This is a genomic window from Peteryoungia ipomoeae, from assembly GCF_004912165.1.
In the GTDB taxonomy this organism is placed as follows: domain Bacteria; phylum Pseudomonadota; class Alphaproteobacteria; order Rhizobiales; family Rhizobiaceae; genus Allorhizobium; species Allorhizobium ipomoeae.
Genome location: NZ_STGV01000003.1, coordinates 92,533 through 112,447, shown reverse-complemented (window position 1 = coordinate 112,447; position 19,915 = coordinate 92,533). Strand labels below are relative to the sequence as shown.

At 61.6% G+C, this 19,915-nt stretch carries 29 protein-coding genes; 14 read left to right on the top strand and 15 right to left on the bottom strand.

What is annotated here, in order from left to right:
* Positions 1–26: 26 nt before the first annotated feature.
* Positions 27–482, bottom strand: coding sequence for a MarR family winged helix-turn-helix transcriptional regulator (locus tag FAA97_RS10250; RefSeq protein ID WP_136598446.1), 456 nt, complete (start codon positions 480–482; stop codon positions 27–29).
* A 143-nt stretch (positions 483–625) separates the two neighbouring features.
* On the opposite strand from FAA97_RS10250, the gene FAA97_RS10245 reads away from it, so the two are divergent.
* The gene (locus FAA97_RS10245; protein WP_136598445.1) at positions 626–1,048 is read left to right on the top strand and encodes an organic hydroperoxide resistance protein; all 423 of its coding nucleotides are present in this window, start codon (positions 626–628) and stop codon (positions 1,046–1,048) included.
* Between the two features lie 60 nt (positions 1,049–1,108).
* Here FAA97_RS10245 and FAA97_RS10240 read toward each other — a convergent pair whose 3' ends face one another.
* A complete protein-coding gene (locus tag FAA97_RS10240; RefSeq protein ID WP_246041409.1) occupies positions 1,109–1,432 on the bottom strand; it encodes a sunset domain-containing protein in 324 nt (107 codons plus the stop codon).
* Positions 1,433–1,554: 122 nt separating this feature from the next.
* Here FAA97_RS10240 and FAA97_RS10235 point away from each other — a divergent pair, with 122 nt between their 5' ends.
* Positions 1,555–1,767 (top strand): hypothetical protein, encoded by a 213-nt coding sequence (locus FAA97_RS10235; RefSeq protein ID WP_136598444.1) that lies wholly within the window; start codon positions 1,555–1,557, stop codon positions 1,765–1,767.
* Positions 1,768–1,810: 43 nt separating this feature from the next.
* Here FAA97_RS10235 and FAA97_RS10230 read toward each other — a convergent pair whose 3' ends face one another.
* Complete coding sequence (locus FAA97_RS10230) at positions 1,811–2,452, bottom strand: glutathione S-transferase family protein (RefSeq protein WP_136598850.1); 642 nt, start codon at positions 2,450–2,452, stop codon at positions 1,811–1,813.
* Between the two features lie 79 nt (positions 2,453–2,531).
* Entirely contained in the window at positions 2,532–2,978 is a 447-nt protein-coding gene (locus FAA97_RS10225; protein ID WP_136598443.1) for a MarR family winged helix-turn-helix transcriptional regulator, read from the bottom strand.
* A 50-nt stretch (positions 2,979–3,028) separates the two neighbouring features.
* Here FAA97_RS10225 and FAA97_RS10220 point away from each other — a divergent pair, with 50 nt between their 5' ends.
* The 4 genes from FAA97_RS10220 to FAA97_RS10205 all read left to right on the top strand — a co-directional run bounded on the left by FAA97_RS10220 (position 3,029) and on the right by FAA97_RS10205 (position 5,830).
* A complete protein-coding gene (locus FAA97_RS10220) occupies positions 3,029–3,760 on the top strand; it encodes a DUF899 domain-containing protein (RefSeq protein WP_136598442.1) in 732 nt (243 codons plus the stop codon).
* Between the two features lie 13 nt (positions 3,761–3,773).
* The gene (locus tag FAA97_RS10215; protein ID WP_136598441.1) at positions 3,774–4,259 is read left to right on the top strand and encodes a DUF1579 domain-containing protein; all 486 of its coding nucleotides are present in this window, start codon (positions 3,774–3,776) and stop codon (positions 4,257–4,259) included.
* Positions 4,260–4,282: 23 nt separating this feature from the next.
* Positions 4,283–5,059, top strand: coding sequence for a VOC family protein (locus tag FAA97_RS10210; RefSeq protein ID WP_136598440.1), 777 nt, complete (start codon positions 4,283–4,285; stop codon positions 5,057–5,059).
* Positions 5,060–5,227: 168 nt separating this feature from the next.
* Positions 5,228–5,830, top strand: a complete 603-nt coding sequence (locus FAA97_RS10205; RefSeq protein ID WP_136598439.1) for a histidine phosphatase family protein — start codon at positions 5,228–5,230, stop codon at positions 5,828–5,830.
* Positions 5,831–5,842: 12 nt separating this feature from the next.
* Here FAA97_RS10205 and FAA97_RS10200 read toward each other — a convergent pair whose 3' ends face one another.
* The 3 genes from FAA97_RS10200 to FAA97_RS10190 form a co-directional block, all read right to left on the bottom strand.
* The gene (locus tag FAA97_RS10200; RefSeq protein WP_136598438.1) at positions 5,843–6,097 is read right to left on the bottom strand and encodes a hypothetical protein; all 255 of its coding nucleotides are present in this window, start codon (positions 6,095–6,097) and stop codon (positions 5,843–5,845) included.
* An 89-nt stretch (positions 6,098–6,186) separates the two neighbouring features.
* On the bottom strand, positions 6,187–6,426 hold the full coding sequence (rpsU, locus tag FAA97_RS10195; protein WP_136598437.1) for a 30S ribosomal protein S21: 240 nt from the start codon (positions 6,424–6,426) through the stop codon (positions 6,187–6,189).
* Positions 6,427–6,614: 188 nt separating this feature from the next.
* Complete coding sequence (locus FAA97_RS10190; RefSeq protein WP_054156754.1) at positions 6,615–6,824, bottom strand: cold-shock protein; 210 nt, start codon at positions 6,822–6,824, stop codon at positions 6,615–6,617.
* Positions 6,825–7,298: 474 nt separating this feature from the next.
* Here FAA97_RS10190 and FAA97_RS10185 point away from each other — a divergent pair, with 474 nt between their 5' ends.
* Positions 7,299–7,790 carry a histidine kinase gene (locus FAA97_RS10185; protein WP_136598436.1) on the top strand — a complete coding sequence of 164 codons (492 nt, stop codon included), beginning with the start codon at positions 7,299–7,301 and terminating at the stop codon, positions 7,788–7,790.
* Positions 7,791–8,115: 325 nt separating this feature from the next.
* Positions 8,116–9,168: a fatty acid desaturase gene (locus FAA97_RS10180; RefSeq protein WP_206110001.1), complete on the top strand. Its 1,053-nt coding sequence runs from the start codon at positions 8,116–8,118 to the stop codon at positions 9,166–9,168.
* An 87-nt stretch (positions 9,169–9,255) separates the two neighbouring features.
* On the opposite strand, the gene FAA97_RS10175 is transcribed toward FAA97_RS10180, so the two are convergent.
* A complete protein-coding gene (locus FAA97_RS10175) occupies positions 9,256–9,960 on the bottom strand; it encodes a helix-turn-helix transcriptional regulator (RefSeq protein WP_136598435.1) in 705 nt (234 codons plus the stop codon).
* 121 nt (positions 9,961–10,081) lie between these two features.
* On the opposite strand from FAA97_RS10175, the gene FAA97_RS10170 reads away from it, so the two are divergent.
* Positions 10,082–10,717, top strand: coding sequence for a LysE family translocator (locus FAA97_RS10170; RefSeq protein ID WP_136598434.1), 636 nt, complete (start codon positions 10,082–10,084; stop codon positions 10,715–10,717).
* A gap of 118 nt (positions 10,718–10,835) precedes the next feature.
* Here the strand turns inward: FAA97_RS10170 and FAA97_RS10165 are convergent, their stop codons facing one another.
* The 6 genes from FAA97_RS10165 to FAA97_RS10140 form a co-directional block, all read right to left on the bottom strand.
* Entirely contained in the window at positions 10,836–11,285 is a 450-nt protein-coding gene (locus FAA97_RS10165) for a GNAT family N-acetyltransferase (protein ID WP_246041427.1), read from the bottom strand.
* A 68-nt stretch (positions 11,286–11,353) separates the two neighbouring features.
* Positions 11,354–11,665 carry a BrnA antitoxin family protein gene (locus FAA97_RS10160; RefSeq protein ID WP_136598432.1) on the bottom strand — a complete coding sequence of 104 codons (312 nt, stop codon included), beginning with the start codon at positions 11,663–11,665 and terminating at the stop codon, positions 11,354–11,356.
* On the bottom strand, positions 11,662–11,910 hold the full coding sequence (locus tag FAA97_RS10155) for a BrnT family toxin (RefSeq protein ID WP_136598431.1): 249 nt from the start codon (positions 11,908–11,910) through the stop codon (positions 11,662–11,664). Before FAA97_RS10155 ends, FAA97_RS10160 begins: the two co-directional genes overlap by 4 nt.
* Before the next feature lie 58 nt (positions 11,911–11,968).
* The gene (locus tag FAA97_RS10150) at positions 11,969–12,289 is read right to left on the bottom strand and encodes a YnfA family protein (protein WP_136598430.1); all 321 of its coding nucleotides are present in this window, start codon (positions 12,287–12,289) and stop codon (positions 11,969–11,971) included.
* A 142-nt stretch (positions 12,290–12,431) separates the two neighbouring features.
* Positions 12,432–13,265: an EAL domain-containing protein gene (locus tag FAA97_RS10145; protein ID WP_136598429.1), complete on the bottom strand. Its 834-nt coding sequence runs from the start codon at positions 13,263–13,265 to the stop codon at positions 12,432–12,434.
* A 189-nt stretch (positions 13,266–13,454) separates the two neighbouring features.
* Positions 13,455–15,008, bottom strand: a complete 1,554-nt coding sequence (locus tag FAA97_RS10140) for a helicase HerA-like C-terminal domain-containing protein (protein ID WP_136598428.1) — start codon at positions 15,006–15,008, stop codon at positions 13,455–13,457.
* 318 nt (positions 15,009–15,326) lie between these two features.
* Here FAA97_RS10140 and FAA97_RS10135 point away from each other — a divergent pair, with 318 nt between their 5' ends.
* The 3 genes from FAA97_RS10135 to FAA97_RS10125 all read left to right on the top strand — a co-directional run bounded on the left by FAA97_RS10135 (position 15,327) and on the right by FAA97_RS10125 (position 16,596).
* Positions 15,327–15,719, top strand: coding sequence for a DUF2780 domain-containing protein (locus FAA97_RS10135; protein ID WP_136598427.1), 393 nt, complete (start codon positions 15,327–15,329; stop codon positions 15,717–15,719).
* A gap of 134 nt (positions 15,720–15,853) precedes the next feature.
* Positions 15,854–16,129 (top strand): DUF4258 domain-containing protein, encoded by a 276-nt coding sequence (locus FAA97_RS10130; RefSeq protein WP_136598426.1) that lies wholly within the window; start codon positions 15,854–15,856, stop codon positions 16,127–16,129.
* Positions 16,130–16,140: 11 nt separating this feature from the next.
* On the top strand, positions 16,141–16,596 hold the full coding sequence (locus FAA97_RS10125; protein WP_136598425.1) for a helix-turn-helix domain-containing protein: 456 nt from the start codon (positions 16,141–16,143) through the stop codon (positions 16,594–16,596).
* 56 nt (positions 16,597–16,652) lie between these two features.
* On the opposite strand, the gene FAA97_RS10120 is transcribed toward FAA97_RS10125, so the two are convergent.
* Entirely contained in the window at positions 16,653–17,669 is a 1,017-nt protein-coding gene (locus tag FAA97_RS10120; protein WP_136598424.1) for a LacI family DNA-binding transcriptional regulator, read from the bottom strand.
* A gap of 100 nt (positions 17,670–17,769) precedes the next feature.
* On the opposite strand from FAA97_RS10120, the gene FAA97_RS10115 reads away from it, so the two are divergent.
* Complete coding sequence (locus FAA97_RS10115; protein ID WP_136598423.1) at positions 17,770–18,963, top strand: phytanoyl-CoA dioxygenase family protein; 1,194 nt, start codon at positions 17,770–17,772, stop codon at positions 18,961–18,963.
* A gap of 5 nt (positions 18,964–18,968) precedes the next feature.
* On the top strand, positions 18,969–19,796 hold the full coding sequence (locus FAA97_RS10110) for an SDR family oxidoreductase (protein WP_136598422.1): 828 nt from the start codon (positions 18,969–18,971) through the stop codon (positions 19,794–19,796).
* Positions 19,797–19,915: the final 119 nt, after the last annotated feature.

Genomic DNA, 19,915 nt, shown 5'->3' with positions numbered 1-19,915 from the left:
CCCGCAATCAGGGCGAGAGTGAGGCGTCAGTCGTCGGGCAGCGCTTCCAGATGCCCCTTCAGCCGTTTCAGGCTGTCCCTCAGGCTCTCGGCTTCCGCCTTGCAACAGCCGGTCGATTGCGCAATCGAGGCAAAAACCTTGATGGCTTCGGCCTTCAACGCGCGTCCGCGCTCGGTGAGAGAAATGAAGACCTGCCGCTCGTCGGCCACGTCGCGCTTGCGCTCCACATAGCCAACCTGCTCCAGCCGCTTCAGAAGCGGGGAAAGCGTGCCTGAATCCAGGCCCAGCTGTTCGCCAAGGCTTTTGACGGGAATGCCGTCCTCTTCCCACAGCGCCATCATGACAATGTATTGCGGATAGGTGAGACCCAGCGGAGACAAGAGCGGCTTGTAGGCGCGCGTGAAGGCATGCGCAGCTCCGTAGAGCGCGAAGCATAACTGCTTGTCGAGCGTCAGCTCTTTTTCCAGGTCGAGATCGTTCATCATCTCAGGGAACCTCTCGGATGTCGATTTTGTTTCAATTGTGGTCAAATCCTGACCGATATGCAATGCGCAAAAAACAATTGCGCACAATTCAATTGTGCTCTATATAGGTGGTCAGACCCACCCAGACAAGGAGATACCCGATGCCAATTCTCTATACTGCCCACGGCCACGCAACCGGCGGCCGCTCCGGCCACGGTGTTGCCAATGATGGCGCTCTCGATGTGACCCTGACGACGCCGAAGGAACTCGGCGGCGATGGCGCTGAGGGCACCAATCCCGAGCAGCTGTTTGCGGTCGGCTACTCCGCCTGCTTCCTCGGCGCCTTGAAGGCTGTTGCCGGCAAGCAGAAGGTCAAGATCCCGGAAGATGCCAAGGTCCACGCCGATGTCGGCATCGGCCCGCGCGAAGACGGCACCGGCTTCGGCATCGAGGTCAAGCTTTCCGTCGAACTGCCGGGTATCGAGCGCGAGCTTGCCGAGCAGCTCATCGCCGCCGCCCACATCGTCTGCCCGTATAGCCATGCCATGCGCACGGCCACAGAAGTGCCGGTGACCCTGATCTGATTGCCGCCTCCGCATTGATCCACCGCGTGGAAGGCCGGCCCTCGCGCCGGCCTTTCTGCGTCAGGGGCAGGGGCGCATGGATGGGCGCGCTTTCGCGCTTGGAGCGGACGGCAGCGCTTCTCCGCGCCTCGCCTTTCGCCAGCCCGCGGCCTGCGCTTCGGCCTCCGAGCAGAACCACCGTTCGCCATGGCGGTGTGAGATTTTGGTGGCGTCGTAAAATTCCTGGCCGGGAACGTGGTAGATGCGCTCGCCGGAATTGATCGAGACATTCCCCTTGATCGTGCAGGAAGCATCAAGGTCCCTGGCCGGGATCAGCTTATAGCCTCCGCTTGCCACAAAAGTGACGGCAGAAACGGCCGCAACGATGAGTGCGAATTTGCTCATCGCGCAATGCTGCCGCCAAGAGTTGAAGATATGGCTTGCACATTCGATAAAGTTGTCTGAAGCCGGGAACTTACTGGTGCACCGATGGTTGAAACTGATGCAACCAGAAACAGGAGCCACCCATGCAAACCACCAGGGCAAACGACGTGATCGATGACGGTCGTCCGTTGCCGGACGCAGCTGTTGCCGAAGCCAGTCGCCATGCAATCCGCCGGGTTTACCCCGCCTCAGCCTTTCGCGGGCCTCTGTTTGAAACGCGCGACAGGGTGGCGCTCGCGATGGCGGCCGTCATGCTGATTGGTCCTCTCGCCGCGTTGCCGCTCGGGCTGGGCTGATCGCTTTCAGTCCCGCAGGCCTCAGGCAGCGTCTCGGGCTGTGTCAGGCATGCGCATCCGCTGCGGCGAAATGGGCCATCTGATCGGCAAATGCTTTCTGAAAGGCCGGTCGTGCAACCGCCTTGGCGACATAGGCCTGGCAGGCGGGGTGCGCGCCGAGGCCGTCGAGCCGGCCCACCAGTCGCAACACGTCGGCCATCGCGATGTCGGCGACGGAGAAGGACCCCGCCAGCCAGGTCCCGCTGGACAGCACGTCTTCCAGGCTCGCAAGCCGCTTCGACAGATAGGCCGTTATCGGTTGCGGGATGCCCGCCTCCGGTGGCGAGAAGCGCAGGATCGACCAGGGCAGGCTTGCCGACTCGACCGAATTGAGCGCGGCGAACAGCCATTCGGTGACCTTGATGCGCCCCTCGGCATCGGTTGGCATCAGGCGTTCGCTTTTGCTGCCCAGGTAATGCAGGATTGCGCCGCTCTCGAAGATCGAGAGGTCGCCGTCCGTCAGCCAGGGAACCTGGGCAAAGGGCTGATGCTGAAGATGGTCGGCGCCGCGGCTGCGAAGAGGTGTGCTCTCGACACGATAGGCGAGGCCGGCCTCCTCCAGGGCCCAGCGGATCCGAAGATCGCGCACGAAACCGCGGGGCGCCTCCGGCACCCAGTCATAGGTGGTCAATACCAGGGTCATAATGCGCTCCGATCCTTCCTTCATCTTTGAACGGCATGATTCTGCCGGAACGCGTTTGCGCCGGCTGGTGCGGCAATGCGGCCTAGAGGCTCACCTCCAGCAATCCCTTGCGCAGCGCATCGGCATCGGTTTCCATGCCGGCCTCAAGCAACCCATGAACCTTCGTCCAGATCGGCAGCGCCGAAGCGAGCGCCATGGCCCCTTCCGGCGTCAGCCGCAGGCGCTTGCCGCGGCGATCGTTCGGGTCAGGCTCGATCGCCACCCATCCCCGTGTTGCAAGCGGCTTGAGGGCTGCCGTCAGGGTCGTGCGGTCTATGGCAAGCAGTTTCGCCACCGGGCCCATGGGCGGGGGCTCAGGCCGGTTAAGCGACATCAACAGGGAAAATTGCTGGTTGGTCAGGCCGGTGGGTTTCAGCGCCGTGTCGAACCGGCGGGCAAGGGCGCGGGCTGCCCGCTGCGCATGAAGGCAAATACACGTGTCTCGCACATGGATTGTCGTCGAGAAAGGAATCAACTGTTGGTTTGACATGCCGTAAATATGTTGATATCAACGTAAAAGTCAATGGGAGGAGCAGTGACATGGAACATCAGATTGTCTCGCGTGATCAATGGCTGGAGGCCCGCAAGGCGCTTCTGCAGAAGGAAAAGGCGCTGACCCGGGAGCGCGACCGCGTCAATGCTGAGCGTCTGGCCCTGCCTTGGGTCAGGATCGACAAGGATTATCGCTTCCAGACCGGGAAGGGAGAGGTCTCGCTTGCCGATCTCTTCGATGGCCGCAGCCAGCTGATGATCAACCATTTCATGTTCCATCCCGATTGGGAGGCGGGCTGCGAGGGATGCTCGTTTTTCGGCGACCATATCGATGGCATGTTGCCGCATCTCAACAACCACGACGTCACCTTCGTCACCGTTTCGCGCGCGCCGCTTCAAAAGATAGAGGCTTACAAGCGCCGCATGAACTGGCATTTTCCATGGGTTTCGTCCGCCGGCAGCGATTTCAACTATGATTTCCATGTCTCCTTCACCAAGGAGGAGCTTGCCTCGGGATCGGTGAACTACAATTTCCGCGAGACCCCAAGTGAGCAGGCCTATGATGAATTGCCCGGCCTCTCTGCCTTCTATCGCAACGACAAGGGCGAGATCTTCCACACCTATTCGCAATATGCTCGTGGCGGCGAAGAGGCGCTCGGCACGCTGATGATCCTTGATCATGCACCCCTCGGCCGCAACGAGACGGGCACGCTGAGCTTCGTCAAGCGCAAGGACGAATATGTCCAGGCGCCGGTCAAGCAATCCAGCTGCTGCCATTGAAGGAGGTCTGCCGATGGAAACCCCGAAACCCACGGAGCATCACCGCTTTCTCGAGCGCCTGCTCGGCGACTGGCTCTATGTGAGCTCCAGCGGCCATGAGGCCTATGACCCGGAAGACCCGCTCAAGCGCTGGACCGAAAAGGTCCGCTCCATTGGCGGCCTCTGGTTCATCGCCGAATCCGAGGGGCACATGGGTGACAAGCGCGAAACGATGATCATCACCCTCGGCTACGATCCCCGTGAGGGTCACTATGTCGGCAGCTGGATCGGCTCGATGATGGACAAGCTCTGGATCTACAGGGGCTTTCTGGAGGAAGATGGTCAGACCCTTGTGCTGGAGGCGGAGGGCCCGAGCATGACGGATCCGTCGAAGTCAGAGCTTTATCGCGATGTCATCCAATTCATTGATGATGACACCAGGCGCTTTTCCGGCAGCGTGCGCCAGCCGGACGGCAGTTTTCACACCTTCATGACAAGCGTTTCAAAACGCATCCGCTGATTTCAAAAGGGAAGGACATTTTTATGCATGGTACATTCATCTGGCACGAATTGATGACGCCCGATCCGGAAGCCGCCAAGGCCTTTTACGGTCATCTGCTTGGCTGGGAACCGACCGATATGGAGATGGAAGGCTTCACCTACACCTCGTTTGCTGTGCCCGGATTTCCCTTCGGCGTCGCGGGGATGATGGGGCTGACGGAGGAGATGAAGACGCAGGGCATCCCGCCCAACTGGACCGGCTATATCGCCGTCGATGACGTGGATAAGATGGCAGCGGACTATCAGAGCAATGGTGGCGTGATCTGCCGTCCCGCCGAAGATATCCCCGGCGTTGGCCGGTTCGCCGTCGTTGCGGATCCGCAAGGCGCTGTTATCTGCGTCATGACCCCGATGATGGAAGACAGGAGCACCGGCACCTGGCCGACACCCGGCAGTGCTGGCACCGTCGGCTGGAACGAGCTGATGGCAGGCGACTGGGAAAAGGCCTGGGACTTCTATTCCGCCCGTTTCGGCTGGGAAAAGGATATGGCCGTCGACATGGATGCCATGGGCATCTACCAGACCTTCAAGCTTGGCGATCACGGAATCGGCGGCATGATGACCAAGAGGCCGGAAATGCCCGCGCCCTATTGGGGCTACTATTTCATCGTGCCCGCCATCGATGCCGCGGTCGAGAAAGTGAAGGCGCTCGGCGGCACGGTGCTGATGGAGCCGCATCCGGTTCCCGGAGGCTCCTGGATTGCAGCCTGCGTGGATCCTCAAGGGGCGCATTTCAATCTGACGTCTTCAACACGCTGACATTGGCGCCACCTCGGCGCTTCGCGGGATGCGGCGGCCTCTTTGGCTGCTCATCCCGCCTCTGGCGTTTCCCCGGTGATCTGCTCTCGACGCATCCTGCGTAGAAGAGGTGACGTTTCCGTGTCCGGCATGCTGTCGACCAGCGGCAGAGCGAAAGCGGAGGGGCGGATGCAGATTGATCGCAGAGGTTTGCTCGCATCCTTGCTGGCCCTGTGCGCACAGCCGATTGCATCAAGACCGGCGCTTGCGAACGCGGATCTCTGGGCTGCCTTCAGCAAAGGCCAGGCTTTCATCCTCCTGCGCCACGCCTTGGCACCCGGAACCGGCGATCCGCCGGGGTTCCAGCTCGGCGATTGCAGCACGCAGCGCAATCTCTCGGAAGCCGGACGCCAACAGGCGCGCCGGATCGGTGATCTCATTCGGCAAAACGGGCGGCAAAACGGGGTGGAGGAGGCGGCGGTTCATTCGAGCCAGTGGTGCCGTTGTCTCGACACGGCCACTGCACTTCGTCTTGGCAAGGTCGAGTCGCAGCCGCTGCTCAACTCTTTCTTCGGCACACCGGCCGATGGAAAGAGACAGACGGAGAATTTGCGCGCCTGGCTTGTCGACGGCGCGGCACGCAAAGCACAACCGGCTTTTATCCTGGTGACCCATCAGGTCAATATCACAGCGCTCACCGGAATCGTGCCGTTGAGCGGTGAGATCGTATTCGCTGCAGTTTCAGGAGATGGCACAGTGTCCGTGCTCGGCCGTCAGGCCGGACCCGGCTGAAGGGCAAAGCCCTTAGCCGCGCTTCACGACCTTTTTGACGGGGGGCTTCTTTTTCGGCGCCGGTGCGTTTTCAGCCTCGCGCGCCTCACGCTCCAATCTCAGCGCCTTCAGCGCCTCGGTCTTGCGGATACGGGCGCTCTGTTCGGCTTCGATGGCTTCCCAGGCGGCGGCCTCGGTGGCGGCAGCGCGCTGCTGCGGCGAGAGTTTCGCCGGGCGTGCGGTCGTCTCGAATGGGGTCTCGGTCGTCGTGTCGGCGGTGATGGTCATGATGATCTCTCCCGGACGTCGTGCTTCCGATCAGCGGGTGATAGACCCGCGGGCGGGCGTCCGCGCATCGAGGCGCGGACGAATGGCGATCAGCGCGAAGGACGCGCGACGCGCTTTGGACCCGGGATCAGGCCTTCGCGCTGCATTTTCTTGCGCGCCAGCTTGCGGTGACGGCGAACGGCTTCTGCCTTTTCGCGCACGCGCTTTTCAGAGGGCTTTTCAAAGGCGCTACGGGCCTTCATTTCGCGAAACAGGCCTTCGCGCTGCATCTTTTTCTTCAGGACCCTGAGGGCCTGTTCGACATTGTTGTCGCGGACGAGTACTTGCAAGTCGTCTCCTTCCGGGCGTCTGCCCGTGTGTTGGCGTTGCGATGTGGGTGAAGCCAAAAGTTACGCCGCACCCGGCGAAACTCCCGATGAAATCGGGAAAATAAAAAAGGCCGGGCAAGGCCCGACCTTCCCAAGTCACTCAGCCCAATCCGCCGGTAGAAACCTGGCCGCTGGGCGAGAAACAGATATTAAGCGGCGCGCAGGTTGTCGGCCGAGCTCTTGCCCGAACGCTTGTCCTGGACGATGTCGTAGGCAATCTTCTGGCCTTCGACGAGGTCACGCATGCCGGCGCGCTGAACGGCCGAGATGTGAACGAATACGTCGGCAGAACCTTCATCCGGCTGGATGAAGCCAAAACCCTTGGTGCTGTTGAACCACTTTACGGTGCCTGTGTTCATAACGATTTCCTTTCAATCGTTGGGCTTGCCGGCGAGACATTCGGCCGGCGTAGTATCGTCGTTGAAGGAAATCTGTCGTACGCCAAAGGCGCTTAGGCAAAGTCGCTCACAATCTTCGATAGTGGCAATATAGGTGAGAGGCCCGGGCTTGGCAAGGCGGCTTCATTTGATTTTGCAAAAATGTCCGTCACCATTTGCCGCAAATTGCGTCGTGGACTTGCGATTTCTGCTTGGCGGGCACTCCAGTTGGCCAGAAATGGGTGGCGGGCGGCTCTCGGTCGATACAATTATGAATTGAAATTATGGAACGCGGCTTGTCAACACGTCCCTGCCTCTCATCGCTGCCGCGATCCAAACCGGGACAAAGTCATCCAAAAACAGTCAGGCAGATGCGGCTTGCCCCTGCTAGACTCCGCGTGCGCTTTGCCTTCCGCAAAAGCGCCTGAACCTCAATCCTCGCAGGGACATCACGCGATGAAATCGCTTCTCACCGGCTTTGCCTTTCTGCTTGCTGCCACCACCACATCGCTGGCAGCCACCTTCTCCTTTCCCTCCGATGACCCGGCAGCCACGGTCGACATTCCGGATGCCTGGCAGCCCTCCGAAACCGATTATGGTGTCGAGGCGACCTCTGAAGATGGCAACACCTACATTTCCTTCGACATTGCCGGTGAGAGCGACATGGACCAGGTGATGACGGATGTCTTCGCCTTCCTGGAGCAAAACGGCGTGGTGCCGGATCCGGCAAGCCAGAAGGAAAGCAAGGATACCCTGAACGGCATGCCGTTTGAAACGCTCGACTGGTCCGGCACGGATGCCGATGGTCCTGTGTCTATTGGTGTCGGTATCCTCGGCCTTTCGCCGGAGAAGATTGCCATCGTCACCTATTGGGCGTCGAAGGAGGGCGAAGCGGCCAATATGGAAGGCGTCGGCAAGATCCTGGCCACGATCAAGCCTGCACCCTGAAGGCCCGACCACAGAAACGCGGCATGGCGGGCAATGCGCCGCCTGCCATGCCGTTTTTCCTGTGCAGAAGACGGGGGCAAGGGGAGCTGGCAGCGGCACCTTGCCTCATACATTGTTCCATAGCGACATCGCCCTTTCGATCTGTTAGGAGAGCGCACCCGCAATGGAACAGACGCGGAATCGATCTCTCCCTCCACGAAAGCCAGCCGACCATGACCACTGCTGAGGGCCGCTCCCCGGGACGCCCTGCGCCGAGTGCTGCAAGAACCGAAGCCTCCGGCCAATCCATCATTTTCCAACACGAGACCAAAGGGAGGGCGAACCGATGAGCGCTGCTTTTGATATGCGCGAAGACGCCCCGCTCGGCGAGCCCAGCATCGACGCCAAATCCTGGCTGAAGATCGTCAACGCTTACCGCAAGCCCAACCTGAAGCGCTCAAGCTTCGAGCTCGGCGTCACGCTCGTGCCCTTCATTCTGCTCTGGGCTGGCGCCTGGGCAAGTTTCCATTTCGCCTTCTGGCCGGGCCTTGTGCTCGTTGTGCCGGCGGCAGCCTTCCTGCTTCGCCTGTTCATCATCCAGCATGATTGCGGACACGGTGCCTTCTTCGCCCGCCGCGCGGTGGATGATTGGACCGGCCGTCTGCTCGGCGTCCTGACATTTACCCCTTATGACTACTGGCGCCGGGCGCATGCCGAACATCATGCCACCGCCGGCAATCTGGAAGAGCGCGGCGTCGGTGACATCACCACGCTCACCGTCTCCGAATACCGCGCCCTGCCGCGCTGGAAGAAGCTCGGCTACCGGCTTTATCGCAACCCGGTCGTACTGTTCGGCATCGGGCCGATCTGGGTCTTTCTCCTGAAGCAGCGTCTGCCCTTCGGCATGATGAAGGATGGCGCGCTGCCTTGGGTTTCGACCATGGCCACCAATGCCGGCATGCTCGTCATGGCCGCGCTGATGATTTGGCTTGCCGGCCTTGATGCCTTCCTCGTCGTGCATCTGCCGATCGTGCTGCTCGCCGGCGCGCTCGGCATCTGGCTCTTCTATGTCCAGCACCAGTTCGAGGACACGCACTGGTCGGCCCCGCCGGAATGGCAGTTCCAGCACGCCGCGCTGCATGGCGCCTCGCATTACGATCTGCCCTGGGGCCTGCGCTGGCTTACCGGCCATATCGGTGTGCACCATGTGCACCACCTGTCGAGCAAGATTCCCTTCTACCGCCTGCCGGAAGTTCTGCGCGACCACCCGGAATTGAAGACCATCAGCCGCATCACGTTGAAGGAAAGCTTCGCCTGCGTGAAGCTCGTGCTGTGGGATGAAGCCCGCGGCCGAATGGTGTCCTTCCGCGAAGCACGCCGCCTGGCGGTGGTTGCCTGAGGCGAAGCCCTCTCTAATTGGACCGAAACGCCCGTCGCCCCTCCGGCGGCGGGCGTTTCCATTTGGTCGACCCTGGCTGCGCGCCGGTCAGGCACTGCCTGTGTTCTGGCCAGAGCTATCCCACCCCGCCACCCAGAGCTTGCGCAGCCGGTCACCCTCGCGGCGAAAATGCGCGCCCGTTGCCCGGCAGGCGCTCACCCGGTCGACGCGGAAATTGCGGATGGCGTCGCGCAGCTCGCACCAGCCGACAATGACGGCCGCCTCGGCATAGTGGATGACAGCGATCGGGCGGATCCGCCGTGTCGTCGGCTGCTGCTGTTCGTTCACGTAATCGATGTCGAGTTTTTCTTCGTCGCGGATGGCGCGGCGGATCATCGCAAAATCGATGGCTTCAGGCGCTTGCGCCACGCGGCCCCAGGCATAGAGCGAGCGCGAGACGATGGCATCTTTCAATGGCCCCGGCACTGCAGCCGCGATCTTGTCGAGCACGCGGACGGAGGCCTCGCGCAGCTCTCGGTCGGCCGTGCGCCTGGTGAGCGCCATGCCGAGCACGATGGCTTCCGTCTCCTCCGGCGTGAACATCAAGGGCGGCAGGTGGAAGCCCGGACGCAGAATATAGCCGATGCCGCGTTCGCCCTCGATCGGCACGCGCATGGCCTGAAGGGCGGCAATATCGCGGTAGATCGACCGCTCGCTCACCTCGAGCTTTTCCGAGATCTCAAGCGCCGTTATCGGGTGGGCGGCAAGACGCAAAATCTGGATGATCTCGAACAGCCGGGATGCCTTGCGCATGGATGAGCCTCATCACTCCTGACACACCTCTGTCAGGAGCCCTTCTTTAAAGCATCCGCAACCCATTGAAAACAGGCGATTGCCCGCCGATAACGTCAGCATCCGAGGAGAACTTCCTGACATGAGTTATGCCGAAAACCTCTGGCTGTTCACCCTTCTGCTCGCCGGCATCATTGTCGTGCCGGGCATGGACATGATCTTCGTTGTTGCCAATGGCCTCACCGGCGGACGCCGCGCCGGCATGGCCGCGACCTCCGGCATCATGCTCGGTGGCGCTTTCCACACCCTCTTCGGCACGGTCGCCGTAACCGCCTTGTCGACGCTGGTTCCGCAACTGGCCGGTCCCATGCTGGTGATCGGTGCCGCCTATATGATCTGGATCGGCTATACGCTGGCCAAAAGCGCCATCGTCATCGACGGCATCGAGGCCTCGCACCTCAACCGGACAACCCGCATCTTTGCCCAAGGCCTCATCACCTGCCTCCTCAACCCGAAAGCCTGGCTCTTCATCCTCGCCGTCTATCCGCAATTCATGCGCCCCGAATACGGCCCCTTCTGGCGCCAGGCGCTGCTGATGGGCGCGCTCACGCTGCTTTTGCAGGCGCTGATCTATGGAGGGCTGGCTCTTGCCGCCGCTAAGGGCAGGGATGCCCTGATCTCCAAGCCGCAGATCACCATCTGGATCGGCCGCGCCGCCGGCTGGCTGCTGATGGCGGTGGCAGCCATGATGCTGGTGGAGGGCTGGAGCGGCTGGTGAGGGCTATGCGACACCTAAAGCGCGTCGCGATCTTTCAGATTAGCTTGCCGCGCTTTACCTTGTTGTTTTTGCGCATGTCGTTGCGCCGAAACCGGTGGCCGCTTTCGGCAGATACCCGCTAGCCCAGAAGTCGCTTTTCCATGAAGAGGCTGAGCGGATCAGATCTGTAACTGCCAAAGGGCGGTATCGCGACATAGCCCGCCTTGCTGTAGAGACCGATGGCCTCCGGCTGGCGAATTCCGGTTTCCAGCCGGACGATCAAGATTCCGCGCCGAAGGGCTTCGGCTTCCAGGCTCTGGAGCAGTTGTTTGCCCAGCTTAAGCCCGCGCGCAGCCTCATCGACGAACATTCGCTTGATCTCGCCGCTGCCGTCGTCATGCCCAACAAGGGCGACACAGCCGAGGATGACATCGCCAGAGCGGGCAACAAGGAAGCAAACGTCAGGCTCTTCCAGTTCATCGAGCTGAACCATGTGGTTGCTCTCGCTTGGATAAAGAGAGGCCGCATAAGCGTCTGAAAGCTCAAGCAACCGGACGACGCCCGCCTGGCGGGGTGACTCGCAGGAAATCGAAAGCGCACCCTGCCTGGATCCATCCGTGTCGGCAAAAGTGCGGGGGTGTGGATCGGCGTTGCCCTTCACAGGCCCACAGCCTTGCGCAGTACGTCGTTCATCCGCGATTGCCATCCTTCGCCACTTGCCTTGAAGCGATCGATCACCTCCTGATCAAGCCGGATGCTGATCGCCTTCTTGGGGCTTTCCGCCTTCGGACGCCCCAGCTTCCGGTCGATTGCCTCGGCAAGATCGGGGAACACCTCGCGGAAGGGACGGAACTCCTTCAGTTCCTCTTCAGTGATTTCGGGATTATCGGGGTCCGACGCTATCATCGCCTGGATTTCGGCCTCCTCCTCGTCCGTCAGCGGCCTCTTGGAAGAAAATTTCCCGCTCATATCAGGCTCCTTTCATGCCGGCTGGCCGGCCGCATATAGATGATCGACACGGCTTCGCGACCCAGTGGCATGTAGATCACCGCAACAACAATACGATCGTTCAATTCTCCGATCGCGATCGTTCGGCCCGATTTAGCCGGCCGGATACTGGCGTCAGCAAAGAAGCGCTCGTCCAGCTCGGCGAAGTCCAATCCATGCTTCGCAATGTTCAGCAGCCGCTTCGGCTCATCCCAGACGATCATCATAGTTTATGTGTATACGGAAATTCCGCAAGCCGGCATCCTGCCGATTAAGGGGAAACGCTCAAGGTCGCTCAGGCCAGAGGATCACCGCCGCGCCCATCAGGCAGATCAGGGCGCCTGCAAGGTCAAATCGATCCGGCCTCTGTCCCTCGATCAGCCAAAGCCAGGCAAGCGAGGTGGCGATGTAGATGCCGCCATAGGCGGCATAGGCGCGGCCCGCGGCATCGGCGGGCACAAGCGTCAAAAGCCAGGCGAAAAGGCCAAGCGAGACCAGTCCCGGCGCAATCCAGAATACGGACCGGTCAAGCTTCAGCCAGGCCCAGAAGGCAAAACATCCGGCAATTTCGGCAAGGGCCGCAAGCGCGTAGAGAAGGAGGGTCATCGAGCAGGGCTAAAGCAATGGCAGCAAATGTGTGGAGCGGTTTTGCGTCCGCACGTGCGTGAAAACAAAAAGATAGAGCATTGCCGGCCAACTCCGTTTTCGCCGGAACCGCTCTAGCATGCCGGGCGCAGTGCGGCCAGCCTCAGTCGGTCTCAAGCGCCAGGAGATCTTGGCGGTTTGCCTGGCCCTGCAGATTGAGCACGTGGCAGATCCGCGGCACGAGATCGGCTTCCTTCGGCGTGCAGACGAAGAACCCTTGCACGCTGTCGAAGCCGAGCGCAACGGCCGCTTCCATGTGGGCTTCGCTTTCCACGCCGGCTGCCGTCACCGTCAGGCCAAGATCATGGCCAAGCATGATCACGCTCTTGACGATGGCGCGGTCGATCTTGCTCGCCATGGCGTCGCGAATGAGCCGCCGGTCGATCTTCAGCCGGTTGAAAGGGTGGTGGCCCAGCGCCTTCAGGGCGGCAAAATCGGCGCCGAAATTGTCAAGTGTCAGTGAGAAGCCGGCGTAGTGAAGGCCTTCGAGCGTCAGAGAAACCTCGCGCCGGTCCTTGCCCAGAAGCGCGCTCTCTGACACCTCGATTTCCAGCATCTGCGGCGTAAGGCCGAAATCGGCGACCATATCCGCAAGGTTCAGGGCAAAATCCGCGGAGCAGAGATCAAAGGCCGTGGTGTTGACGCTGATGCCGGGAACCTTGTGGCCCTGGGCGCGCCAGCGGGCAGCCTGGCGAAGTGTCGTAACAAGCACGAAGTCGCGGATCGACAGCGCCATGCGGCGATCGGCAAAAACGGCGGAAAAATCCTGGGCCGCCTTCAGCCGATCCGGCCCCGTGCGCCAGCGCAACAGCGTCTCGAACGACGCGACTTCGCGCTGATCCACCGAATAGATCGGCTGATAGATCAGTTCGAATTGGCCGCGATCCAGCGCGCGCCGCGCATTGCTTACCAGAACGATTTGTTCGAGGTCCCTCACCGAACTCCATCCTCTCGACGCAAGATTGCACCGTCTGCCCGGATCGCCCGATCACTCAGGCGACAATATCACGACTGTCTTGAACAGACATGAACAAAGTTTGCGAGAAACAGCAAGGATTTACCTGTAACTTTCCGAGAGAACATGGTAAATTAGTGAGTTCTACATACTATTATGGGTTGAATTTGCCTATCGCTTCAGGCTGCCCAGAATGCCGCGCACCAGAGCCCTGCCAACAGAGGTTGCCACGGACCGGGCAGCGCTCTTCATGGCTGCTTCGATGACCGTTTCGCGCTGGTAGCCGCTGCTGCGCTTCTGCGTGCGGCCGTTGCTCTCAGGCTTTTCGTCATCGCCGAACCCGGGCAGGGACCACCGGCTGGCCGCGCTGTCCTCCGCCTTCGCCTCTTCCGCCTCTCTGGCGGCCTCCGCGTCTGCGGCTTTTTTCGCCCGGGCGGTCAGGATTTCATAGGCCGATTCCGAATCGAGATCGACGTCATATTGCCCGGCAACCGGCGAGAGGTTCATCACCGCCTGCCGCTCGCCATCGCTGATCGGCCCGACCTTGGCCGATGGCGGCCGGATCAGCGTGCGCTCGACCATGGAGGGAATGCCCTTGGCCTCGAGCATCGAGATCAGCGCCTCGCCGATGCCGAGCTGGGTGATGGCCGTGGCGCAATCGAAGGCGGGGTTGGGGCGGAAGGTATCGGCCGCCGTCTTCACCGCCTTCTGCTCGCGCGGCGTATAGGCGCGCAGTGCATGCTGCACCCGGTTGCCGAGCTGGGCCAGCACCGTTTCCGGCACGTCGAGCGGGTTCTGTGTGACGAAATAGACGCCAACACCCTTGGAGCGGATCAGGCGGACCACCTGTTCCACCCGTTCCACCAGCACCTTCGGCGCATCGTTGAACAGGAGATGCGCCTCGTCGAAGAAGAAGACCAGCTTCGGCTTGTCGAGATCGCCGACTTCCGGCAGTTCCTCGAAGAGTTCGGAAAGCAGCCAGAGCAGGAAGGTCGCGTAAAGCCGCGGGTTCATCATCAGCTTGTCGGCGGCCAGGATCGAGATCGCGCCGCGCCCGTCATGCGTGGTGCGCATGATGTCGGTCACCTTGAGAGCCGGTTCGCCGAAGAAATTCTCGGCCCCCTGCTGCTCAAGCACCAGAAGGCCGCGCTGCAGCGTGGCGATCGAGGCCTTGGAAATCAGGCCGAACTGGCTGGAAAGCTCGGTCGCATGCTCGGCCATGTAGGTCAAAAGCGCCTGCAGGTCTTTCAGGTCCATCAGCGGCAGTCCGCCCTGATCGGCAATCTTGAAGGCGATGTTGAGCGCGCCTTCCTGGGCCTCCGAAGCGTTCATCAGCCGCGACAGGAGAAGCGGTCCCATCTCGGCGACCGTGGTGCGCACCCTGTGGCCCTTTTCGCCATAGAGATCCCAGAAGATCACGGGGAATTCGGCCGGCGCATAATCGGTAAAGCCGATCTGTGTTGCCCGCTCTGTGATCCAGCTCTTGGCCTCGCCCATGGCGGCAATGCCGGAAAGGTCACCCTTGATATCGGCGGCAAACACCGGCACGCCGGCTTCGGAGAAGCTTTCGGCCAACACCTGCAGCGTCACCGTCTTGCCCGTGCCGGTGGCGCCGGTGACGAGGCCGTGACGATTGCCGTATTTCAGCGCCAGATATTCGCCCTTGTTCAGGCTGTCATCGGGGTTGCGGCTGGTGCCGAGATAGAGCGAACCTTCTTGCAACATGCGCATGCGTCTCCCAGGAGCCTCACACAGCAGGTGAAGCGGTGTCATCGATAGTTCAGCTTGCTCTTATAGGGATAGTGTGGAACATCGACAACGCCCGCTCGTGCCGTTTCGTGACGTGCGTCAGGCCTCCAGCGATCGCCGGTGGCATTGAGGGCAGGGGAGAGATTGCGGGGCTGAGCGCCCTTTCGTCTCATAGGGCTTCGCGCCGGCTTGCGGATTTTCAGCGCAGAGGCGAAGCGCCCCGCTTGAGTTCCAGCGGAACTTGTTTTACTTTGACGTTAACGTCAAAAATGACTGTCAGGAGGATTCTTCACTATGAGCGAACTCGTCACCCGCATCGCCGACAAGGTCGGCATTTCCCAGGATCAGGCCGAGACGGCGCTCGGCATGATGCTCGGCTTCCTGCAGCGCGAAGCTGCCGACGGCCCGGTCGCCAAGATGATCGAAGCCATCCCGGGTGCAGCCGCGCTGGTTGCCGCCCATAACGGCGAAGGTTCAGGCGGCGGCGGTCTCCTCGGCGGCCTGATGAGCGCCATCGGCGGCGGCGGCATCATGGGCCTCGGCCAGCAGCTGATGTCGCAGGGCCTCGGCATGGGCGAAATCTCTGCGCTCGCCAAGGAAACCATGGCCGTCGCCCGCGAATATGCCGGCTCCGAGGTGGTGGACGAAGTGGTTGCTTCCGTCCCGGGTTTGAGCCAGTTCGTCTGAAATCCGCCGGATTGCAGCATTTCAGAAGCCGTCGGGGCAACCCGGCGGCTTTTTTGATGCGTCTCGGAGCAATTTGACGATTTCGTCATTTCGGTATAAAACCTATATATCGTATAGGCTAGAGACGCTGCTCGATGGACAAGCGCGAATACGAAAGACAGGTTCGCTCTTTGGTCAACGCGGGTCGACTGAAGTTCTCACAGCATGTCCTGAGGGATCATCCCGAAAGAGACATCACGCCGTTGGAAGTGCGTGAATGCATCCTTCGTGGAACACTGCAGTCAATGCCGGTGTTGACGATCAAGGGCGACTGGAAGGCCGAGTTTTTCAGGCATGCAGCCGGACACGGGCTGACAGTTGTCGTTGCGCTTCAAGTCGAAACGCGCGTTGTTGTTGTCACGGCGTACTGAAGGGGAAGGCAATGGAGCGTTATCACTATCGCGAATGCGGTCTCGACAATGTCTGGCTGGTCGATGGGTTTACTGTCGAGGAAGACCCCGATTACGGCACGCTTGTCAGCTTCGAGGATTTGCCCGGTCTTCATGCGACCATCGCGGAAACCCTGCTTCGCAAGCCGACGACGCTGACCGGCGCGGAATTCAAGTTTCTCAGGAAACATTGTGAATTGTCGCAGGCCGATGTCGCCCGCCATTTGCGCTCCAATGAGCAATCCATCGCCAAGTGGGAAAAGGCGCGGGAGAAGCCGGTCGGCAACAGGCCGGCAGAGGCCCTGTTTCGAGCCGTCGTCGCAGCGATTGTCGGTGGCGACTCGCTTGTCGTCGAGACCATCAGGCAACTTCAGTCGCATGTTGAACCCGGCACAGAGCGCCCGACGATAGACCTGGCACACGAGAACGACTGGTCGCTTGCGGCCTGATCGTCTCCGCCGCCCGCCATCTCCGGCATGATCCGCCGCGACGACTGACACGCCCCTCACACCCCCTCATACGGCGTGGCGACTGCCACCCGTGAGGGTGCGATGCTGAAGTCCTGGGGCAGCATGCGGTGATGCACCATCATCATCTGGCAGGCGCTGCGGGCATCCTGACGCAGGTCGTGGTGGATGACGAAGGTCAGCTTTCCCTCGGAAAGCAGCGTCCGGTTGTCGCTGTCGAGGTCATGCGCAGCGATCACGTCGATGCGACGTTTCTCCTCGGCAAAAGCCTTGAGGATGGCCCGGTTGCCGCCGCCGATCGAATAGACGGCGCGGATGTCGGGGTGGTCGGCCAATGCCGCGCGCACCAGCGCACCCGTCGTGCGGTCGACGCCGAAACCTTCCGAAATCGTTGCGGCCTGCAACTGCGGCGCCTCTCTGGAAAGGGCGGTGCGAAAGCCGCGCTCGCGTTCCTCCTCGCCGGAAAACCGCGCGCTCGACAGCGTCAGAAGCACGGTGCCGGGTGCAGGCCCCGCCATGCGGGCGAGAAGATAGGCGACGGTTGCCCCGGCCATGCGGTTGTCCATGCCCACATAGCCGGTGCGCGCAAAGGCAGGCAGGTCGGTCACCAGCGTCACCACGGGAATGCCATCGGCCAGCAGTTGCGCGGCCATCTCCGCCACGGCCGGTGTCGAGGGCACTTTCAGCACCACGCCATGGCTGCCCCGCCGGCGGATGGTTTTCAGGATCGCCAGCAATTCGCTCTCGCTGATCGTTTCGGCCAGATGATAGCGCGCCGAAATCGTCGCCGGGCGGATGCCGGGAAGCTCTGCCTCGAAAGCGGCGCGCACGGCATTGGAAAACCGCTGCGGTGTCTCCATCACCACGTCCAGCACCAGCCGCCGCCCGCCGATCCGCGCCTCGGCATATTGCCGCTCGAGATCGGCGATGGCAGCGGCGATGCGCAGGTCCGTGGCCTTCGCCACATGCCCGCGTCCATGCAGCGCCCGGTCGACGGTCGCGAGGCTCAGGCCCGATTGCAGGGCAATCTCCTTGAGCGGGAAGGGCGGGCGCATCAGCGGTATCCTTGAGGTGTTTTTGAGGTGTTTGCCCGCTCATTTCTCTGCGCTCTCCTGGCTATGGTCAAGTCGAGGATGAGAAAACGGGAGAAACATCATGGACACCCAAACCCTGAGCAGCCGCCGTCGCCACAAGGTCTGGCTCGACAAGGACAGCGGCAATATCGAGGCCTTCAAGGCGCTGGTCTCGCAAAAGACCAACCCGGCAGACTGGCCGCTGGCCACCGGCGTCGAAAAGAATGTGCTGATCTATGACGGCATCAAGCTGCGCGATATCGCCCGCGACCCGGAGCGTCGCCGCGAACTGATGGCCGAATGGGTGGAAGCCTTCTCCAGCGGCCCGGGCGTCATCGTCATCAAGCGCGCCATGGCCGATCTCACGGTGATCGACCGTGCAACCGAGGTCTTCAATGCCATCGTCAAGGCGGAGAAGGAAGGCGGCAAGGGGGCCGGCGACCACTTTGCCAAGCCGGGCGCCAATGACCGCATCTGGAATTCGCTGCAGAAACACGCCCTTGCCGATCCGGAGAATTTCGCCCGCTACTATGCCTCGGAAGCCATCGCCATGGTTTCGGAAGCCTGGCTCGGCGCGGGATACCAGATGACCGCCCAGATGAACCGGGTCAATCCGGGCGGCACGGCGCAGAAGCCGCATCGCGATTATCACCTCGGCTTCATGTCGCCGGAGCAGATGCAGGCCTATCCCGGCCATATCCACGCCATTTCGCCGGTGCTCACCCTGCAGGGGGCGGTTGCCCATTGCGACATGCCGCTCGAAAGCGGGCCGACACTCTTCCTGCCCTATTCGCAGTCCTTCTTCGAAGGCTATCTCGCCTTCGGTCGGCCGGAATTCCAGGCGCATTTCGCCGAACATCATGTCCAGTTGCCGCTTTCGAAGGGCGATGCCGTCTTCTTCAATCCGGCCCTCATGCATGGCGCCGGCAACAATGTCTCCACGGATATCTGGCGCATGGCAAACCTGTTGCAGGTCTCCTCCGCCTTTGGCCGTGCCATGGAAACCGTCGACCGCGATGCCATGGCCAAGGCGGTCTATCCGGCGCTGCTCGCCGCCCGCAAGGCCGGCTCGATGACCCAGGCCGAGATCGCCAATGCGATTGCCTCGACGGCCGAGGGCTATGCCTTCCCGACCAATCTCGACAGCGATCCGCCGGTCGGCGGACTTGCGCCGAAGACGCAGAACACGATGATGGCGGAGGCACTTGCCGCCGGCATGGAGCCCGGGGCCTTTACCGCCCTGGTGGACACTCAGGCGGCAAAGCGCAAGGCGTAAGCGAGATGGGAAGAGACATGGGAAGACTGGATGGAAAGATTGCCGTCGTCACCGGCGGCACGCAGGGGCTCGGGGCGGAGGTTGCACGCCTCTTTGCCGAGCGCGGCGCGGCAGGCCTCGTCATCTGCGGCCGTAACCGGGACAAGGGCGAGGCGAAGGCGCGCGAGATCACCGAGCGCTACGGCACGCCGGTCGCCTTCGTCGCCGCCGATCTCGGCCGCGTCGAGGATTGCCGCGCGGTGATTGCGGCAGCGGATGAAAAATTCGGCCGCATCGATGCGCTGGTCAATGTCGCCGCCATCACCGATCGCGGCACGATCCTCGATACGGACGAGGCGCTGTTCGATCGCATGTTTGCGGTCAACACACGTGCGCCCTTCTTCCTCATCCAGGATGCGGTCAAGCTGATGCTGCGCGATGGCGTCGAGGGCACGATCGTCAACATCTCCTCCATGTCGGCGATGGCCGGCCAGCCCTTCATCGCCGCCTACTGTGCTTCAAAGGGTGCGCTCGATACGCTCACCCGCAATGTCGCCTTCGGCCTGTTGAAAAACCGCATCCGCTGCAATGCGCTGAATATCGGCTGGATGGCCAGTGATGGCGAGGATCGGATCCAGCGCGAGCATCATGGCGCTGCCGACAATTGGCTTGAAGAGGCCGCCGCCCGCCAGCCCTTCGGCCGCCTCGTCGATCCCGCCGAAGTGGCCCGCGCCTGCGCCTATCTTTCGTCGACGGAGAGCGGCCTGATGACAGGCGCCACGATCAACTTCGACCAGTCCGTCTGGGGCGCCTACGAAGATAGCCCGCATCCGCGGGATGCCCTGCGCCTTTGAGGCGCAGGGACGCTCCGCATTAGATACGCATTACTAACGGATAGGTAGAGCCTGCTGGTGTTGCGGCATTGTAAGGTGCCGCAGCATAGTCAATCTAAACAATGCTATATTGGCTTTCG

Coding starts and splice junctions, on each gene's coding strand:
- FAA97_RS10250 (WP_136598446.1), bottom strand. CDS start 482: ATGAACGATCTCGACCTGGAAAAAGAGCTGACGCTCGACAAGCAGTTA.
- FAA97_RS10245 (WP_136598445.1), top strand. CDS start 626: ATGCCAATTCTCTATACTGCCCACGGCCACGCAACCGGCGGCCGCTCC.
- FAA97_RS10240 (WP_246041409.1), bottom strand. CDS start 1,432: ATGAGCAAATTCGCACTCATCGTTGCGGCCGTTTCTGCCGTCACTTTT.
- FAA97_RS10235 (WP_136598444.1), top strand. CDS start 1,555: ATGCAAACCACCAGGGCAAACGACGTGATCGATGACGGTCGTCCGTTG.
- FAA97_RS10225 (WP_136598443.1), bottom strand. CDS start 2,978: ATGTCAAACCAACAGTTGATTCCTTTCTCGACGACAATCCATGTGCGA.
- FAA97_RS10220 (WP_136598442.1), top strand. CDS start 3,029: ATGGAACATCAGATTGTCTCGCGTGATCAATGGCTGGAGGCCCGCAAG.
- FAA97_RS10215 (WP_136598441.1), top strand. CDS start 3,774: ATGGAAACCCCGAAACCCACGGAGCATCACCGCTTTCTCGAGCGCCTG.
- FAA97_RS10210 (WP_136598440.1), top strand. CDS start 4,283: ATGCATGGTACATTCATCTGGCACGAATTGATGACGCCCGATCCGGAA.
- FAA97_RS10205 (WP_136598439.1), top strand. CDS start 5,228: ATGCAGATTGATCGCAGAGGTTTGCTCGCATCCTTGCTGGCCCTGTGC.
- FAA97_RS10200 (WP_136598438.1), bottom strand. CDS start 6,097: ATGACCATCACCGCCGACACGACGACCGAGACCCCATTCGAGACGACC.
- FAA97_RS10190 (WP_054156754.1), bottom strand. CDS start 6,824: ATGAACACAGGCACCGTAAAGTGGTTCAACAGCACCAAGGGTTTTGGC.
- FAA97_RS10185 (WP_136598436.1), top strand. CDS start 7,299: ATGAAATCGCTTCTCACCGGCTTTGCCTTTCTGCTTGCTGCCACCACC.
- FAA97_RS10180 (WP_206110001.1), top strand. CDS start 8,116: ATGAGCGCTGCTTTTGATATGCGCGAAGACGCCCCGCTCGGCGAGCCC.
- FAA97_RS10175 (WP_136598435.1), bottom strand. CDS start 9,960: ATGCGCAAGGCATCCCGGCTGTTCGAGATCATCCAGATTTTGCGTCTT.
- FAA97_RS10170 (WP_136598434.1), top strand. CDS start 10,082: ATGAGTTATGCCGAAAACCTCTGGCTGTTCACCCTTCTGCTCGCCGGC.
- FAA97_RS10160 (WP_136598432.1), bottom strand. CDS start 11,665: ATGAGCGGGAAATTTTCTTCCAAGAGGCCGCTGACGGACGAGGAGGAG.
- FAA97_RS10155 (WP_136598431.1), bottom strand. CDS start 11,910: ATGATGATCGTCTGGGATGAGCCGAAGCGGCTGCTGAACATTGCGAAG.
- FAA97_RS10150 (WP_136598430.1), bottom strand. CDS start 12,289: ATGACCCTCCTTCTCTACGCGCTTGCGGCCCTTGCCGAAATTGCCGGA.
- FAA97_RS10140 (WP_136598428.1), bottom strand. CDS start 15,008: ATGTTGCAAGAAGGTTCGCTCTATCTCGGCACCAGCCGCAACCCCGAT.
- FAA97_RS10135 (WP_136598427.1), top strand. CDS start 15,327: ATGAGCGAACTCGTCACCCGCATCGCCGACAAGGTCGGCATTTCCCAG.
- FAA97_RS10130 (WP_136598426.1), top strand. CDS start 15,854: ATGGACAAGCGCGAATACGAAAGACAGGTTCGCTCTTTGGTCAACGCG.
- FAA97_RS10125 (WP_136598425.1), top strand. CDS start 16,141: ATGGAGCGTTATCACTATCGCGAATGCGGTCTCGACAATGTCTGGCTG.
- FAA97_RS10120 (WP_136598424.1), bottom strand. CDS start 17,669: ATGCGCCCGCCCTTCCCGCTCAAGGAGATTGCCCTGCAATCGGGCCTG.
- FAA97_RS10115 (WP_136598423.1), top strand. CDS start 17,770: ATGGACACCCAAACCCTGAGCAGCCGCCGTCGCCACAAGGTCTGGCTC.
- FAA97_RS10110 (WP_136598422.1), top strand. CDS start 18,969: ATGGGAAGAGACATGGGAAGACTGGATGGAAAGATTGCCGTCGTCACC.